The 14,541-nt window shown below is 57.5% G+C and carries 13 protein-coding genes, 2 tRNA genes and 1 pseudogene; 8 read left to right on the top strand and 8 right to left on the bottom strand.

Annotated features, from left to right (window positions below; genetic code table 11):
- Positions 1-29 precede the first annotated feature (29 nt).
- Both ACR3FC_RS08520 and betB read right to left on the bottom strand, forming a co-directional pair.
- On the bottom strand, positions 30-1,397 hold the full coding sequence (locus tag ACR3FC_RS08520) for an MmgE/PrpD family protein (protein WP_480474309.1): 1,368 nt from the start codon (positions 1,395-1,397) through the stop codon (positions 30-32).
- Between the two features lie 119 nt (positions 1,398-1,516).
- Positions 1,517-2,971, bottom strand: a complete 1,455-nt coding sequence (gene betB, locus ACR3FC_RS08525) for a betaine-aldehyde dehydrogenase (RefSeq protein WP_480474310.1) — start codon at positions 2,969-2,971, stop codon at positions 1,517-1,519.
- 188 nt (positions 2,972-3,159) lie between these two features.
- Between betB and ACR3FC_RS08530 the strand changes: the two genes are divergently transcribed.
- Entirely contained in the window at positions 3,160-3,489 is a 330-nt protein-coding gene (locus tag ACR3FC_RS08530; protein ID WP_480474311.1) for a hypothetical protein, read from the top strand.
- A gap of 3 nt (positions 3,490-3,492) precedes the next feature.
- On the opposite strand, the gene ACR3FC_RS08535 is transcribed toward ACR3FC_RS08530, so the two are convergent.
- Positions 3,493-4,005 carry a potassium channel family protein gene (locus ACR3FC_RS08535; RefSeq protein WP_209505145.1) on the bottom strand — a complete coding sequence of 171 codons (513 nt, stop codon included), beginning with the start codon at positions 4,003-4,005 and terminating at the stop codon, positions 3,493-3,495.
- A 65-nt stretch (positions 4,006-4,070) separates the two neighbouring features.
- The gene (gene trhO / locus ACR3FC_RS08540) at positions 4,071-4,976 is read right to left on the bottom strand and encodes an oxygen-dependent tRNA uridine(34) hydroxylase TrhO (RefSeq protein ID WP_480474312.1); all 906 of its coding nucleotides are present in this window, start codon (positions 4,974-4,976) and stop codon (positions 4,071-4,073) included.
- Between the two features lie 97 nt (positions 4,977-5,073).
- Between trhO and pncA the strand changes: the two genes are divergently transcribed.
- Positions 5,074-5,667, top strand: coding sequence for a bifunctional nicotinamidase/pyrazinamidase (gene pncA, locus ACR3FC_RS08545; RefSeq protein WP_480474313.1), 594 nt, complete (start codon positions 5,074-5,076; stop codon positions 5,665-5,667).
- Here pncA and ACR3FC_RS08550 read toward each other — a convergent pair.
- The gene (locus ACR3FC_RS08550; protein WP_480474314.1) at positions 5,664-6,197 is read right to left on the bottom strand and encodes a hypothetical protein; all 534 of its coding nucleotides are present in this window, start codon (positions 6,195-6,197) and stop codon (positions 5,664-5,666) included. The two genes, pncA and ACR3FC_RS08550, sit on opposite strands and share 4 nt — an antisense overlap.
- A gap of 164 nt (positions 6,198-6,361) precedes the next feature.
- Between ACR3FC_RS08550 and pncB the strand changes: the two genes are divergently transcribed.
- Positions 6,362-7,654, top strand: coding sequence for a nicotinate phosphoribosyltransferase (pncB, locus tag ACR3FC_RS08555; protein WP_480474315.1), 1,293 nt, complete (start codon positions 6,362-6,364; stop codon positions 7,652-7,654).
- 33 nt (positions 7,655-7,687) lie between these two features.
- On the opposite strand, the pseudogene tnpA reads toward pncB, so the two are convergent.
- Positions 7,688-8,080: pseudogene (gene tnpA, locus ACR3FC_RS08560) on the bottom strand (IS200/IS605 family transposase).
- A 428-nt stretch (positions 8,081-8,508) separates the two neighbouring features.
- Positions 8,509-8,584, bottom strand: a tRNA-Thr gene (locus ACR3FC_RS08565).
- 238 nt (positions 8,585-8,822) lie between these two features.
- On the opposite strand from ACR3FC_RS08565, the gene ACR3FC_RS08570 reads away from it, so the two are divergent.
- The 3 genes from ACR3FC_RS08570 to arsJ are packed head-to-tail and all read left to right on the top strand — an operon-like array spanning position 8,823 to position 11,913.
- Positions 8,823-9,656, top strand: a complete 834-nt coding sequence (locus tag ACR3FC_RS08570) for an arsenate reductase/protein-tyrosine-phosphatase family protein (RefSeq protein WP_480474316.1) — start codon at positions 8,823-8,825, stop codon at positions 9,654-9,656.
- Positions 9,653-10,651, top strand: coding sequence for an ArsJ-associated glyceraldehyde-3-phosphate dehydrogenase (locus ACR3FC_RS08575; protein ID WP_480474317.1), 999 nt, complete (start codon positions 9,653-9,655; stop codon positions 10,649-10,651). The genes ACR3FC_RS08570 and ACR3FC_RS08575 overlap by 4 nt, the downstream gene beginning before the upstream one ends.
- Positions 10,648-11,913, top strand: coding sequence for an organoarsenical effux MFS transporter ArsJ (gene arsJ / locus ACR3FC_RS08580; protein ID WP_480474318.1), 1,266 nt, complete (start codon positions 10,648-10,650; stop codon positions 11,911-11,913). Before ACR3FC_RS08575 ends, arsJ begins: the two co-directional genes overlap by 4 nt.
- A 199-nt stretch (positions 11,914-12,112) precedes the next feature.
- On the opposite strand, the gene ACR3FC_RS08585 is transcribed toward arsJ, so the two are convergent.
- Positions 12,113-12,189 (bottom strand) — tRNA-Arg (locus ACR3FC_RS08585).
- A gap of 115 nt (positions 12,190-12,304) precedes the next feature.
- On the opposite strand from ACR3FC_RS08585, the gene ACR3FC_RS08590 reads away from it, so the two are divergent.
- Entirely contained in the window at positions 12,305-13,330 is a 1,026-nt protein-coding gene (locus ACR3FC_RS08590) for a LacI family DNA-binding transcriptional regulator (protein ID WP_267366879.1), read from the top strand.
- Complete coding sequence (locus ACR3FC_RS08595) at positions 13,327-14,538, top strand: winged helix-turn-helix domain-containing protein (protein ID WP_480474319.1); 1,212 nt, start codon at positions 13,327-13,329, stop codon at positions 14,536-14,538. The genes ACR3FC_RS08590 and ACR3FC_RS08595 overlap by 4 nt, the downstream gene beginning before the upstream one ends.
- The last annotated feature ends 3 nt before the right edge of the window (positions 14,539-14,541 follow it).

Raw genomic sequence — 14,541 nt, forward strand, 5'->3', positions numbered from 1 at the left:
GGATCGATGCAGGCAGGACGGGGCGCTGTTCACGGTTCTGGCGGATCAAAAATCAGCGGTGTCAGGTCTGCACAGCGCACGCTTTTGTCCGGCCAGCCAAGTATTACACGACGGATGCGGTCGGCACGTACTTCCCCAAGCACAGGGGCTGCAAACTGCATGTATTTGGCGATGACGTCGTCCCGTGTCATGGGGGCCTCGGGGCCGCCGCGGGCATGAATATCCCCGGATTTCAGAACACGGCCATCCGTTGTTGTGATCGTGACATCTGCCCAGCGCCCTTCAGGAAACCGGACGCTGTGGTGTTCGCTTTCCGCGACCGTGATGCGGGACATCAGATTGGCGACCGCGGGATCAGACAGGCCAGACCCTGAGATATGTTCAACGCCGATGCGCCCGTAAACGGCCTGAACGGCCACGGCAAATGGCAGGGAATACTGCGCTTGCGAAGTTGTTTCGGGCAGCCCCGCAAAAAGACAGGCCGCCTGATGAAAGCTGTTGATATGCACTGTTTCGATCTGCGCGCTGGTCAGGTCATGCGCGATCATGACAGCGCGCACGCCATCAATCGCGGCATGGGCCCAGCGACAGATCGGATAGGGTTTTACATATTGATGTTCGACCTGCCAGAAGGTGCCCAGATCATCCCAGTAGGGTTTGACCTCTTCCGCCTCGATGGTGATGGCGGGCGCGCCGGTAAAGCCGCGTTCGGCCAGAACAGCGGCGGAAAGCCCCACCATCGCGCCCCAGCCCGACCCGTCATGCAGCATTGTCGGGTTGGCAATCTCGCGCATCATCTGGCTGCGTGGCCCGTGATATTCGGCGATCCCCATCGCCTGCCGCATTTGGTCGGCAGACAATCCGCGCAGGCGCGCCGCCATCGCGACCACGCCCAGCGCGTTCCAGGCACCGGATGTGTGGTAGTCGCTGACACTGGCGTGCAGTGACAGGCCCGCGCGCCCGGCCACCTCGTACCCGGTGACGACCGCTGCCAAAGCCTCGGGTCCGGTCAGGTTCGGGCAATGTTCGGCCAGTGCGGACAGCGCTGGCAACACGACCACCCCGATATGGCCCTTGGTGGGGTTATATCCGTCGTGACCATCCAGATTGTCGGTTTGCGTAGCGGCGGCATAGGCAGCACCTGCCATGCTGACGGTACGACCATCGAACAGCATCCGTGCGCCATAAGCAGGATCGGAGCTGGCATAAAGCAACGCTGCCGTGTCCCGAGCGATCACACCTGCCTGCATCGGGCCGGATGCGATCAGGATCCCCATCGTGTCGAGCATCATCAGCGCCGCGGCCTCTAGTGCGCTTTCGGGCATGTCCGAGGCCGCGCGGGTCAGCGTGAAATCGGCAACCCTGGAAAATGTATCTGTCTGCGGGTTATGCGTCATGAGAGCTCTCCTGTCGGGCGGGGCCGGTACAGGAAAGTCAGCCACAGGTAAGGGCGGGCTTGTACTCTGTTCCCGACGCCAAATGTCGGGATCAGAGGAAAACGTATGAAGAAGAGACCCTAGTAAGGGGCTTCGACGCCATTCATGGACACGTAGACTGTTTTCATTTCCGAAAAATGGTTGATCGCAATCTTCGAATTCTCGCGTCCGACACCCGACATTTTCGATCCCCCGAACGGGGCTTCGACCGGGGCAAGGTTATAGGTGTTGATATAACAGGTCCCCGCCTCGAACCCGGCCACAACACGGTGCGCGCGGGTCAGGTCATTGGTGAAGACGCCTGCAGCCAGACCAAATTCGGTGTCATTGGCACGGGCCATGACCTCGGATTCCGTGTCGAAATCCAGCACCGACATGACGGGGCCAAAGATTTCCTCGCGCGCGATGGTCATGTCATCGTTCACATCCGCAAAAACGGTTGGTTGCATGTAGAAACCGTCGCCTTCGATCCGGTTGCCGCCGAACACCAGCCTTGCGCCCTCGGCCCTGGCTTTGTCGACATAGCTCAGCGCGATGTTCAACTGGTTTTCGCTGACCATCGGACCAAAGCTGACGTCCTCGTCCATCGGATCGCCGATTTTGGCGTTGGCCAGACGTTCGGACAGGCGTTTCAGGAAGGCATCTTTGATCCCTTTTTGCACAAAGACACGGGTACCGTTGGAGCAGACCTGACCCGATGAATAGAAATTGCCAAGGATCGCGCCGGAAACCGCGTTTTCGATGTCGGCATCGTCAAAGACGATCATCGGAGATTTGCCGCCCAGCTCCATGGTGACGTGCTTCATGCCGTCAGCTGCCGCGGCATAGACCTTGCGGCCTGTCGGCACCGATCCGGTCAGCGAGACCTTGGCTACACGCGGATCGGTGACCAGTGCGGCCCCCACGTCGCCATAGCCTTGAATCACGTTGTAGACACCCTTGGGTGCGCCGGCTTCGACCAGAATTTCGGCCACTTTCAATGCCGAAAGGGGCGTGGTTTCCGAAGGCTTGAAGACCATTGTGTTGCCGCAGGCCAGCGCCGGGGCACCTTTCCAGCAGGCAATCTGCGTGGGATAGTTCCACGCCCCGATGCCGACGCAAACACCCAGCGCCTGACGGATGGTGTAGACGAAATCGCCACCGCCCAGCGGAATATGCTCGCCGGTCAGAGAGGCGGCCAACCCGCCGAAATATTCCAGCGCATCCGCACCCGATGTGGCATCTGCCACCGTGGTTTCCTGAATCGGTTTGCCGGTGTCATGGGTTTCCAGAACCGACAGGTCGTAGTTGCGGTCGCGCATAATGTCGGCCGCGCGGCGCAGAATGCGGCCGCGTTCTGTTCCGGTCAGTGCGGCCCAAGCTGCCTGAGCGGTTTTCGCGCTGTTCAGAGCCTTTTCTACAATCGCCGGTGTTGCCGAATGCAGACGGGCAATCACCTCGCCGGTAGCGGGGTAGATCACGTCAATGGCCGCGCCATCGGTATCCTCGACATAGGTGCCGTCGATGAAATGGCTGGCCTTGGGCTGAAACTTCATACCGTGTCCTTTTCGCTCGACCCCGTCCGGGCGGGGCATTTGGTCATTTTGAATCGGCCCTAATGGTTATTGACTGGCCAGTCAATAAAATCATCCAAGCGGCAAGGTCACGCCTGCCACCGCGCACAAATCTTGAAACTCCTTGGTTAATGTTCTATATATGTTCCACATAGTCAGAGGACAAACCGATGACCCAGCACATGCGCCACACGGCCCTGAACGGGCCAAACAATGACTACCACCTGCTTCCGGTAACAGACCGGCAGATGCGATATGCGCGCGCCATTGCCGAGAAATCAGCGCTTGAGATCCCGGTCGAAGTTCAACGTGACAGGCGATTGTTGTCCGACTGGATTTCGGCCCACAAATCATGTGGCACCTCGCAATTCGACAGTTACCCGACGGGCAAGCAGGTGGCGTTCGCTGAACGGATTTCACGCAGCAAGCGTCGCCCGATCCCGTCCGAGTGTTTTCGAGACAAGAAAATGATGTCCCGCTGGATTGACCACAACAGATAACCCTTATTTAGGGTCTTCTGGCGCATGATTGCGGGTATATAGCGCAACCGCAGCCGCAACAAACATTCCCAGCAGAATGTAACCGGTCACAGCCTCGGACACGGCAAGCCCGCGGCACAGGCCGGTCGGGGACATGTCGCCATACCCGACCGTGGTGAAGGTGACATATGAGAAATACAGGACATCCCCCGGACCCTGCGCCCCGACCACACAATTATCGTTGTACCCAAAAGCTCCGTAGACGGCGGCGAACAGGAATGGGACGACCTGGATAAATGACACGCCCATCAGGAACAAAAGCCGCCGCGGTGATGTCACCTGGGTCATGTAATACCAGGATTGCGACACCAGCCAGATCAGCAGGCCAACCGACGCGATTGTTCCGATCATGTCACCCGCAGCGGTTTCGTTAAGACGCGACAGCCCGAACCAGGCAAGAAAACTTGTCAGAACCAGCCCCAATGCAGCAATCAGGGTCGATTTCCATTCTTCCAGAGTTGTGGGTTTGCGGTGCATGAACGCCCTCTCAGCCTAGTCTGAGGGTGATCATCCGGCCTAAAGCAAGAGCCTGCAACCCGCTTTCAGTCCTGCCGCAAATGCGGCTCGCCCCGCTTGCGCGCAAGCACTATTTGCTTTTGCCGTTCACGAAAGCGCATCTTGTCAGCCTCGGAGGTCTCGTCGATGCATTGGTGACAGGACACGCCATGTTCATATTCGGGGCGTTTCATATCCTCGGGCAGGATCGGGCGACGGCAGCCATGGCACAGCTTGTGCGGCCCTTCAACAAGGCCGTGGCCAACCGAGACGCGGTTGTCGAACACAAAGCAGTCACCCTGCCACGAGCTGTCTTCGGATGGCATCTCTTCAAGATAGCGCAGGATACCGCCTTTGAGGTGATAGACATCCTCGACCCCCTGCCCCAGCAGGTAATTGGTGGACTTCTCGCACCGGATACCGCCGGTGCAGAACATGGCAACGCGCTTGTTGTGAAAGCGGTCCTTGTTCGCCTCCCACCAGGCCGGAAATTCGCGGAAACTGGCTGTTTCAGGGTCTATTGCGCCTTCAAACGTGCCGATCGCCACTTCGTAGTCATTGCGGGTGTCGATCACCACGACATCGTCCGAACGGATCAGATCGTTCCAGTCCTGCGGATCGACATAGTTGCCGACACGGGCGCGCGGATCGACATCCGGCTGACCCATGGTCACAATCTCTTTCTTCAGCCGCACTTTCATCTTGCCGAAAGGCGGATGGTCCGAGGACGCCTCTTTCCACTCCAGATCCGAGCAACCGGGCAGAGCCCGGATATGCGCAAGAACCGCATCGATCCCGGCGCGTGGGCCTGCGATGGTGCCATTGATGCCTTCTTGCGCCAGCAACAGCGTTCCCGTGACGGACTGCGCGCGGCACAGATCAAGCAACGGTTCGCGCAGCGCGACAGGGTCCGGGAATCGGGTAAAGTGATAGAGGGCAGCGATCGTGTACATATGCGCGATCTACCCTCGCAAACCCGGAGTCGCAAGGGATTGCATTGACGCCCCGCGCCCAGCCCCCTACCGATAAGGCAGTTATACGGAGGCCGCCATGACCCATGCCCTGCTTGTCATTGATGTCCAGAACGACTTTTGCCCCGGCGGTGCCTTGGCAGTGGCCGGAGGAGATGAAATCGTCGCGCCGATCAACGCCATGATGGAGGAGTTTGACGCCGTGATCCTGACGCAGGACTGGCATCCGGCGGGGCATTCTTCGTTCGCGAGCTTCCATGATGACAAAGACCCCTTTGATACGACCGAGTTGCATTACGGGCCGCAGGTCTTGTGGCCGGATCATTGTGTTCAGGGAACCGAAGGCGCAGATTTTCACCCTGATCTACGCACTCATGCCGATCTGGTCATACGAAAAGGCTTTCGACCGGGCATCGACAGCTATTCCGCCTTTTTCGAGAATGACCGGAAAACGCCGACAGGTTTGAAAGGCTACCTGGAGACGCGTGGAATAACCCAATTGACGCTGGTCGGACTTGCAACGGATTTTTGTGTCTGCTTTTCCGCGATTGACGCTGCGAAGCTGGGCTTTGATGTCACAGTCCGTATGGATGCCTGCCGCGCGATTGACATGGACGGATCGCTGGCTGCCGCAAAACAGGCCATGCGCGATGCCGGTGTTACGCTGGCCTAAGGTGTCGCCCCGGCAGCGGCCAGCAGCTTGATCGTCACAAACAGAATAACGGCCAGCCCGAACGCCAGCCCGATACGCCCCGAAATAGAACGCCGACGTGCCGAAACGGGCTGCTGTGGCGGTGGCGGCGGTTTGCGCACCTGACGCGTACGCACGATCCCGGCCATGGGCTGCGCCATCCGTATGTAATGCAGAAAGTCCCACAGGTTGAACTCGCCGCAATACTCCCCCTGAACGCCGCGCGATTTTATGTTCTCAAACAAAGAACGCAGAATCCTGACCCGGTCCACCTGATCTTCGGCCGGAAACACACCGGGCACGATGCCGCTGTTCCGCGACTCGAGGCTGAACCCGGCATCCAGGAAAATCTTGCGGATTTTCGGCGATGTTCCCCGTAGCGCATCTGCCGTTCTGATGTCGCGAAACACCGCACACACCTGGCGTTCCACATCAGAGTCTGACCCCAGCTTTTCCGGGTCAATTTCGTTCAGTGCTACATTAACAATATCAAAATCGTACTCGAGACCCATTCACAAACTCAGTTTCGTCTTTCCATCCCCTTCTCTCACTAACCGGCGAAAACAATGCACAATATGCCCGTATTGTGACGTCATGCTGGCATTGTCACCAAATCAGCGACTCTTGCCATTCCCGTTGTCGATTGATCTAACTACGGAAATCGCAGGAGTTCCCCATGGTCGACATCGCGACCCGTGTCTACAATCACAAATGGAAGATTGACCCGATTGTCCGGTCTTTAATCGACACAGACTTCTACAAACTGCTGATGTGCCAGTCAGTGTTTCGAAACAAGCCCCAAACAAATGTGGTGTTTTCCCTGATCAACCGGTCGAATCACGTGCCTTTGGCCCGTTTGATCGATGAAGGCGAGCTGCGGGAACAGCTGGATCATATTCGCTCGCTTAGTCTCAGCCGGGGGGAAAGCACCTGGCTGCGGGGCAACATGTTCTATGGAAAACGCCAGATGTTCCGTTCCGATTTCATGGAATGGTTCGAAAATATGCGCCTGCCGCCCTACCACCTTGAACGCAAAGGCGATCAGTATGAACTGACCTTTGAAGGCAAATGGCACGAGGTCATGTTGTGGGAAATTCCGGCGCTGGCGGTGCTGATGGAACTGCGATCGCGTGCGGTGTTGAACGACATGCGCCGGTTTGCGCTACAGGTGCTATATGCCCGCGCGATGACCCGCGTATGGGAAAAGATCGAAAAGCTGAGCACGATCAACGGTCTGGGGATTGCCGATTTCGGCACACGACGACGGCATTCCTTCCTGTGGCAGGACTGGTGCGTGCAGGCAATGATCGAAGGGCTTGGCCCCGCGTTTACCGGAACATCAAACTGTCTGATCGCGATGCGGCGTGAAGTTGAGGCCATCGGCACCAACGCGCATGAGCTGCCGATGGTCTATTCCGCGCTGGCTGACACCGATGCCGAACTGGCGCAGGCCCCTTATGACGTTCTCAGCGATTGGCATGACGAACATGACGGCAATCTGCGCATCATTCTGCCCGATACCTACGGCACCAAGGGCTTTCTGGACAACGCGCCCGACTGGTTGGCGGGCTGGACCGGTATTCGCATCGACAGCGGCGACCCGGCTACCGCCGCCGAGGTGGCCATCGACTGGTGGAAAGCGCGCGGAGAGGACCCGACCCAAAAACGGATCATTTTCTCGGACGGGTTGGACGTAGGCAGTATTCAGGAATTGCATGCACAGTTTGCGGACCGCACCAAAGTATCTTTCGGCTGGGGTACCTTGCTGACCAACGATTTCCGCGGACTGGTCCCTCATGACGCGCTGGCACCGTTCTCACTGGTCTGCAAAGCCGTATCCGCAAACGGACGCCCGACGGTAAAGCTGTCGGACAATCCGGAAAAGGCAATGGGCCCTGCGGATCAGATCGAGCGATACAAACGGGTGTTTGGCGTGGGCGCACAGGAAGCGATCAAAGTGATTGTCTGAGCTAAGGCATAATACCAAACACTTACCCTCAATTCATATGATGTCAGGACTGAACGACCACCGACTGGCGTCGGTAGGATCGGCGATATGGTTTTCGAGGTATTGCAGCACGATGTCTTCGGTGATGGCACCGTTGGTGGTTGAGAAATACCTCCTGCCCCAGAACCGGCGACCCCAGTAGCGGCTGCGCAGCGCGGGAAGTTCACGTTGCACCTTGTGAGACGAACGGCCCTTCATCTTGCGTACCGGACCCGAGATGGCAATCTTCGGCGGCACCGACACGAACAAATGCACGGGATTGCTCGACAACACCCCGCGCAAGATGTCGACCTCGTTCTCGTGGCAGACCCAACGGATGATGGCGCGCACCCGCAAGCGCACCGCACCGGTCAGCACCTAGTAGCGATACTTGGTCGACCAGACGATATGGTAGCGGTGATAGAAAACACAGTGCTTGCCAGTGTCATACTACATGACTTTACCCTCTGGAAAATGAGCCTTCGAACCGGCTACGGCTCATTTTCCAGAGGGTGAGGTCATAACACGATTCTCCGCGCTGAAGCAGGTACGACTGGAAGTCGGAGGGTTTACTCCAATGCGTGGATACCAAGCAGGTGGTTCATAATTCGCAGCTGCGCAATCTCACATTGATGATTATCACTCAGCGGATACCATCAACAAGCTTTCGAGAAGTGTAACACGTGAACCGCCCATCAAAGTCTTCAATGCCTGTTATTGAGCGCAAAATTTCCGTTTGCGGTAACCTGCTTTGAGGCTGCACTTCAGACCAAGGTGCGTTTCCTGGAACTGGTCCGAGTATCAATATGTACATGGTGTTTTAATCTTCGGAAAACTGGTGCCGCTGAAGGGACTCGAACCCCCGACCCCATCATTACGAATGACGTGCTCTACCAGCTGAGCTACAGCGGCACCTTGAGTCATCCGGAACTGGCCTCTACCGGATGAGATGGCCCATTTAAACTGTCAGCCTAAAGCCTGCAAGACCAGTTATGTCCGTTCGGGCCTTTCCCCCCTTTTCACCAGAGGTTGTCGTTGACGTATTGGGCCAATGATCAATCCAATGGGGCGAGCTTTCAGTTTGTGAAATTTTTGTAACGACGCATGAGTAGTTTTGACTCTAAACTTATTATTCTATATTTCATGAAATATGGTAGAAGAGATAACCGACCAGCTAGCCATCCTTGGCCACCCACAACGTATCACCGTATTTCGCATGTTGATGCGACGGTATCCTGACACTGTTCCAGCGGGGGAACTGGCGTCGGAACTGGGGATCAAGTCCAGCACCTTGTCGAACTATCTCAACGCGTTGCAGCGATCCGGGCTGGTCAAGCAGGAACGATCCGGGACGTCACTGCTCTATTCGATTGAGATGAAGAACGTGCAGCACATGTTCGATTTCCTGCTCGTGGATTGCTGCCGTGGCCGACCCGATCTTTGCATGCCCTTGGCCAAAGGGCGCGAAACCATGGCTGACCGAAAGTTCAATGTGTTGTTCATTTGCGTGGGTAATTCTGCCCGGTCGATCTTTGCCGAATCCCTTTTGCGGGATATCGGCGGGGATCGGTTCAATGTGTATTCGGCCGGCATACGACCGTTTTCCGAACTCAACCCGTTTGCAATTCGGGTTCTGCAAGACAAGGGGCATGATACGTCGGCGCTCCGCTCCAAGAACGTATCCGAGTTCTCGCGACCGGGCGCACCTGAAATGGATTTCGTCTTTACGGTCTGCAATCAGGCTGCGAACGAAGAATGCCCCGCCTGGGAAGGCCAGCCGATCAGTGGTCACTGGGGCATGGCGGATCAGGTCAAGGCAGAAGGCACCGATGCCGAGAAAAGCCTGGCCTTTCAAAACGCGTACGGCGCGCTGAAGCGTCGGATTCAAGCCTTTACATCGCTGCCGGTTGAAAGCCTGGACCGGATCGCACTGCAATCCGCCGTTGATGAAATCGCGCGGTCGCCACTTGAGGATGCGCCATGACGACTTACGCTGTGAACGGCCTTGGCCGAATGGGGAAACTGGCCCTGAAGCCCTTGTTGGAACGGGGCGCAAAGATTGCCTGGATCAACGATGCCGTCGGCGACCCCCAGATGCACGCGCATCTGTTGGAGTTCGACACGGTACACGGGCGTTGGGATGCAGAATTCAGCTTTGATGCCGACAGCATCACTGTGAATGGAACCCGCCTGCCGTTCATCGGCACGAAAGACCTGAACACCCTGCCGCTGGATGGCGTTGATGTCGTGATCGACTGTACGGGCGTGTTCAAAACCGAGGCCAAGCTGGCCCCGTATTTTGATGCCGGGGTAAAGAAAGTCGTCGTCTCTGCCCCGGTCAAAGACGGCCCGACGGCAAATATCGTTGTCGGAGTGAATGAAAGCACATATGACCCCGCGACCCATAAAATTGTGACAGCGGCCTCTTGCACAACGAATTGCCTGGCGCCGGTGGTCAAGGTGATCCACGAGAATCTGGGTATCCGCCACGGGTCGATGACTACGATCCATGACGTGACCAACACGCAAACAATCGTTGATCGGCCCGCAAAGGACTTGCGGCGCGCGCGGTCGGCCCTCAACTCACTGATCCCGACGACCACCGGTTCGGCCACCGCCATCACGCTGATCTATCCGGAACTCAAAGGGCGTCTGAACGGTCACGCCGTCAGGGTGCCGCTTTTGAACGCCTCGCTGACCGATTGCGTATTCGAAGTTGAGCGGGCCACCACGGTTGCCGAGGTCAACGCCCTCTTTAAAGCGGCGGCTGAGGGCGATCTGAAAGGTATTCTGGGTTATGAAACCCGCCCTCTGGTATCTACCGATTACACCAATGACAAACGCTCCTCGATTGTCGATGCGCCCTCAACCATGGTGATAAACGGGACGCAGGTGAAAATCTATGCGTGGTACGACAATGAGATGGGCTATGCGCACCGCTTGGTGGATGTAGCGCTGATGGTCGGGTCCTCGCTGTGACCCAGCGGCCCGATGGATTGTCGGCTTATGTCGCGGTCACGGCGGCTTATTGGGCCTTCATGCTGACTGACGGGGCGCTCAGGATGTTGGTGCTGCTGCACTTTCACACCATGGGGTTCTCACCGGTTCAGCTGGCCTATCTGTTTGTACTTTACGAGATTGCTGGGATCGTCACCAACCTGACCGCAGGCTGGATTGCCGCCCGGTTCGGGCTAACGTCCACCCTGTATGCAGGATTGGGGCTGCAGGTGGTGGCGTTGCTTGCCATGACGCAGCTTGATCCGCACTGGACCGTTACCGCCTCGGTCAGCTTTGTGATGATGGTACAGGGGGCAAGCGGAGTGGCCAAGGATCTGGCCAAGATGTCGTCGAAATCATCAGTCAAATTACTGGCCCCGGCCGAGGGCGGCGGGTTATTTCGGTGGGTCGCTGCGCTGACCGGATCAAAAAATGCCGTCAAAGGGCTGGGTTTCCTGTTGGGCGCGGCCATGCTGGCCACGTTGGGATTCATGGCGGCAATCCTGGTCATGGCGGCGGTTCTGGCACTGATCCTGTTCGCAGTTATCCTGTTCATGCCAGCGGGCCTGCCGAAGGGGCGAAAAGGGGCGAAATTCTCGGAAGTATTGTCAAAATCCGCCAATGTGAACTGGCTGTCCGCGGCGCGGGTCTTTCTGTTCGGTGCGCGCGATGTCTGGTTCGTGGTCGGCATCCCGATCTATTTCTACGCCGTCCTGTCGGATGGCACCGAGGACGGCAACCGTTCCGCGTTCTTCATGATCGGAACATTCATGGCGGTGTGGGTCATCCTCTATGGCGCAGTGCAGGCCTACGCGCCAAAGATCCTTCGTGCGGCGGATCGAACCGAAGGCGATTTGATCCGCGCGGCGCGCAGTTGGGCGAGTGCCCTTTTCTGCGTTCCTGCGACTCTAACATTGGCCGTTTCGCTGTCACATGGGCCTGAAACCTGGCTAACCACAACGCTTGTAGCTGGGCTGCTGATCTTCGGAGCAATCTTTGCGGTGAATTCATCGCTGCATTCCTATCTGATCCTGGCTTTCACCCTGTCCGAACGTGTGACAATGGATGTCGGATTTTATTACATGGCAAATGCAACAGGCCGGCTGATCGGCACGGTTCTGTCCGGCCTGACCTACCAGATCGGAGGATTGCCACTGGTCCTCGGGACCGCGACCGTGATGGTGGCCCTTGCTGCGCTGACTTCAGGCAAACTGACGGATCAAACCTCCGAAGCACTGACGTGACCTTTTCGAACGATATCTCACGGACTGGATCGCTCTTGCTATGATCGGTGGCGTTCTGATCAGAGGGGCTGCGCAAGGTTATTGAAGAACGATTAGCGAGAATTTTATATGTTTCGGCATATGACCTCGCAAAGCTTAGCAAATCATGACGGCACCACTGGCCGCGGAAACCCGGTATCTGTTAAACAATACGTTTTATTGGTGACCCCGGCAGGATTCGAACCTGCAACCTGCCCCTTAGGAGGGGGCTGCTCTATCCAGTTGAGCCACGGGGCCGTGCCAGGCTCTCTGTAACCGGGATTTTCCGGGTTGTCATCGCCTTTGCACAATTGTTGTACACGCCGACCTGTTCACGCTACCATCGGACAAAACAACAACGCAGGTGCCTCCCGTGAACAGTGAAACCAAACGCCCGCTTACCCTTCGTGATGTGTCCGAGGCTTCCGGAGTATCCGAGATGACGGTAAGCCGGGTTCTGCGTAACCGGGGGGATGTGTCTGACGCCACCCGCACCCGCGTTCTGGCCGCCGCCAAGGAGCTTGGCTATGTTCCCAACAAGATCGCGGGCGCATTGGCGTCCAGCCGGGTTAATCTGATCGCGGTGATCATCCCTTCGCTTTCGAATATGGTCTTCCCCGAGGTGATGACAGGCATCAACCAGGTGTTGGAAGACACCGAACTGCAACCCGTGGTGGGTGTAACCGATTATCTGCCCGAGAAAGAGGAAAAAGTGCTGTACGAGATGCTCTCGTGGCGGCCCTCTGGCGTGATCATTGCGGGGCTTGAACATACCGAAGCCGCACGCGCCATGTTGGATTCGGCGGGTATTCCGGTGGTCGAGATCATGGACACGGATGGCAAACCGGTAGATGCGATGGTGGGGATCTCACATCGTCGCGCCGGGCGCGAAATGGCGCAGGCAATCCTGAAGGCCGGGTATCAGCATATCGGTTTCATGGGTACCAAGATGCCGCTGGATCATCGCGCACGGAAGCGGTTCGAGGGCTTTACCGAGGTTCTTGGCAAACACGGGATCGAGATCGAGGATCGCGAGTTCTATTCCGGCGGATCGGCCCTGGCCAAAGGGCGCGAGATGACCCAGGCCATGCTGGAACGCTCACCCGAGCTGGATTTTCTGTATTACTCGAACGATATGATCGGGGCCGGTGGCCTGCTGTACCTGCTGGAACAGGGTATCGATATTCCGGGACAGATCGGCCTGGCCGGGTTTAACAATGTCGAGCTTTTGCAAGGCTTGCCCCGAAAACTCGCGACGATGGACGCCTGTCGTCTGGAAATCGGCCGTCAAGCCGCCCAGATCATCGCCGAACGTCTGGAAAATCCTGATACTGAGATCGAGACACGCGTTACTCTGACCCCCACGATCAGTTATGGTGACACGCTGAAACGGCGATGAACACACCCCTGAAAAGGCTCGACAATCGGGCGGCACGGGCGATCTTCATGGACCGGCACGTATTGGGTGAACAACCCTCAGGCTCGGCCAAAGGTTCCGCGCTTCTGGATCTGATCCACCGGCTTGGATTTGTTCAGCTTGATAGCATCAACACCGTTGCCCGTGCCCATGACATGATCCTGTTCTCGCGCAGGCCCGCCTATCGCAGCGCCGACCTAAAAAGGCTCTATGAAAGGGATAACGCGCTTTTCGAGCATTGGACGCACGATGCGGCGGTGATTCCGATGAAATTCTATCAGCATTGGCATCTGCGCTTTCAGCGGGATGCGGATATGTTGAAGGCGCGGTGGAAGAACTGGCGGCGGGATGGGTTCGAACAGCAGTTTGACACAGTCCTGCAACACATCCGCGACCATGGGGCGGTGTCGTCCTCGGATGTTGGCAAGGATGAAAAGAAGGGCTCGGGCGGGTGGTGGGACTGGCACCCATCGAAAACCGCGTTGGAGTATCTGTGGCGCTCGGGTGCCCTGACCGTCGTCGGTCGGGATGGGTTCCAGAAACGCTATGATCTGACAGAGCGCGTGATTGAAACACAGCTCTGCCCCGGAAACACGCCCTGTGATGCCGAAGCGACCGTGGATTGGCTGTGCAACGCCGCATTGGACCGGCTTGGATTTGCAACATCCGGAGAGTTGGCGGCTTTCTGGGACACCGTCAGCGCGGCTGAGGCAAAAGACTGGTGCGCGGCGTCGCTGGAAAGTGGCGATATTGAAGAAATCGAGGTCACCTGTGCCGATGGGTGCCTGCGCAAGACATACGCCCGCCCAGACCTGACGACCGAAGTACCGCAACCACCAGGCCGCATTCGCGTGCTCAGCCCGTTTGACCCCATGCTGCGCGACCGCCGCCGGGCCGAGCGGCTGTTCGGCTTTCACTACCGCATCGAGGTTTTCGTCCCCGAGGCCAAACGAACCTATGGATACTACGTTTTTCCTTTGCTCGAGGGCGACCGTATGATTGGCCGTATCGATATGAAGGCCCACCGCGATCGTGACCTGCTGCATGTCAAAGCGCTCTGGCCCGAGCGCGGGGTGCGCTGGTCAGATGCCCGTACCCGACGCCTGAACGCCGAGCTGGACCGGGTGCGGCGACTGGCCGGTGTGGAACATGTGACTTTCGCCAAGGACTGGCTGAATGACCCTAAATAGGGT

The sequence above is a fragment of the Ruegeria sp. AF3 genome (assembly GCF_056536285.1).

Bases quoted from the DNA above. Each gene is read 5' to 3' on its own strand.
- ACR3FC_RS08520 (WP_480474309.1), bottom strand. From the start codon at position 1,397: ATGACGCATAACCCGCAGACAGATACATTTTCCAGGGTTGCCGATTTC.
- betB (WP_480474310.1), bottom strand. From the start codon at position 2,971: ATGAAGTTTCAGCCCAAGGCCAGCCATTTCATCGACGGCACCTATGTC.
- ACR3FC_RS08530 (WP_480474311.1), top strand. From the start codon at position 3,160: ATGACCCAGCACATGCGCCACACGGCCCTGAACGGGCCAAACAATGAC.
- ACR3FC_RS08535 (WP_209505145.1), bottom strand. From the start codon at position 4,005: ATGCACCGCAAACCCACAACTCTGGAAGAATGGAAATCGACCCTGATT.
- trhO (WP_480474312.1), bottom strand. From the start codon at position 4,976: ATGTACACGATCGCTGCCCTCTATCACTTTACCCGATTCCCGGACCCT.
- pncA (WP_480474313.1), top strand. From the start codon at position 5,074: ATGACCCATGCCCTGCTTGTCATTGATGTCCAGAACGACTTTTGCCCC.
- ACR3FC_RS08550 (WP_480474314.1), bottom strand. From the start codon at position 6,197: ATGGGTCTCGAGTACGATTTTGATATTGTTAATGTAGCACTGAACGAA.
- pncB (WP_480474315.1), top strand. From the start codon at position 6,362: ATGGTCGACATCGCGACCCGTGTCTACAATCACAAATGGAAGATTGAC.
- ACR3FC_RS08570 (WP_480474316.1), top strand. From the start codon at position 8,823: ATGGTAGAAGAGATAACCGACCAGCTAGCCATCCTTGGCCACCCACAA.
- ACR3FC_RS08575 (WP_480474317.1), top strand. From the start codon at position 9,653: ATGACGACTTACGCTGTGAACGGCCTTGGCCGAATGGGGAAACTGGCC.
- ACR3FC_RS08595 (WP_480474319.1), top strand. From the start codon at position 13,327: ATGAACACACCCCTGAAAAGGCTCGACAATCGGGCGGCACGGGCGATC.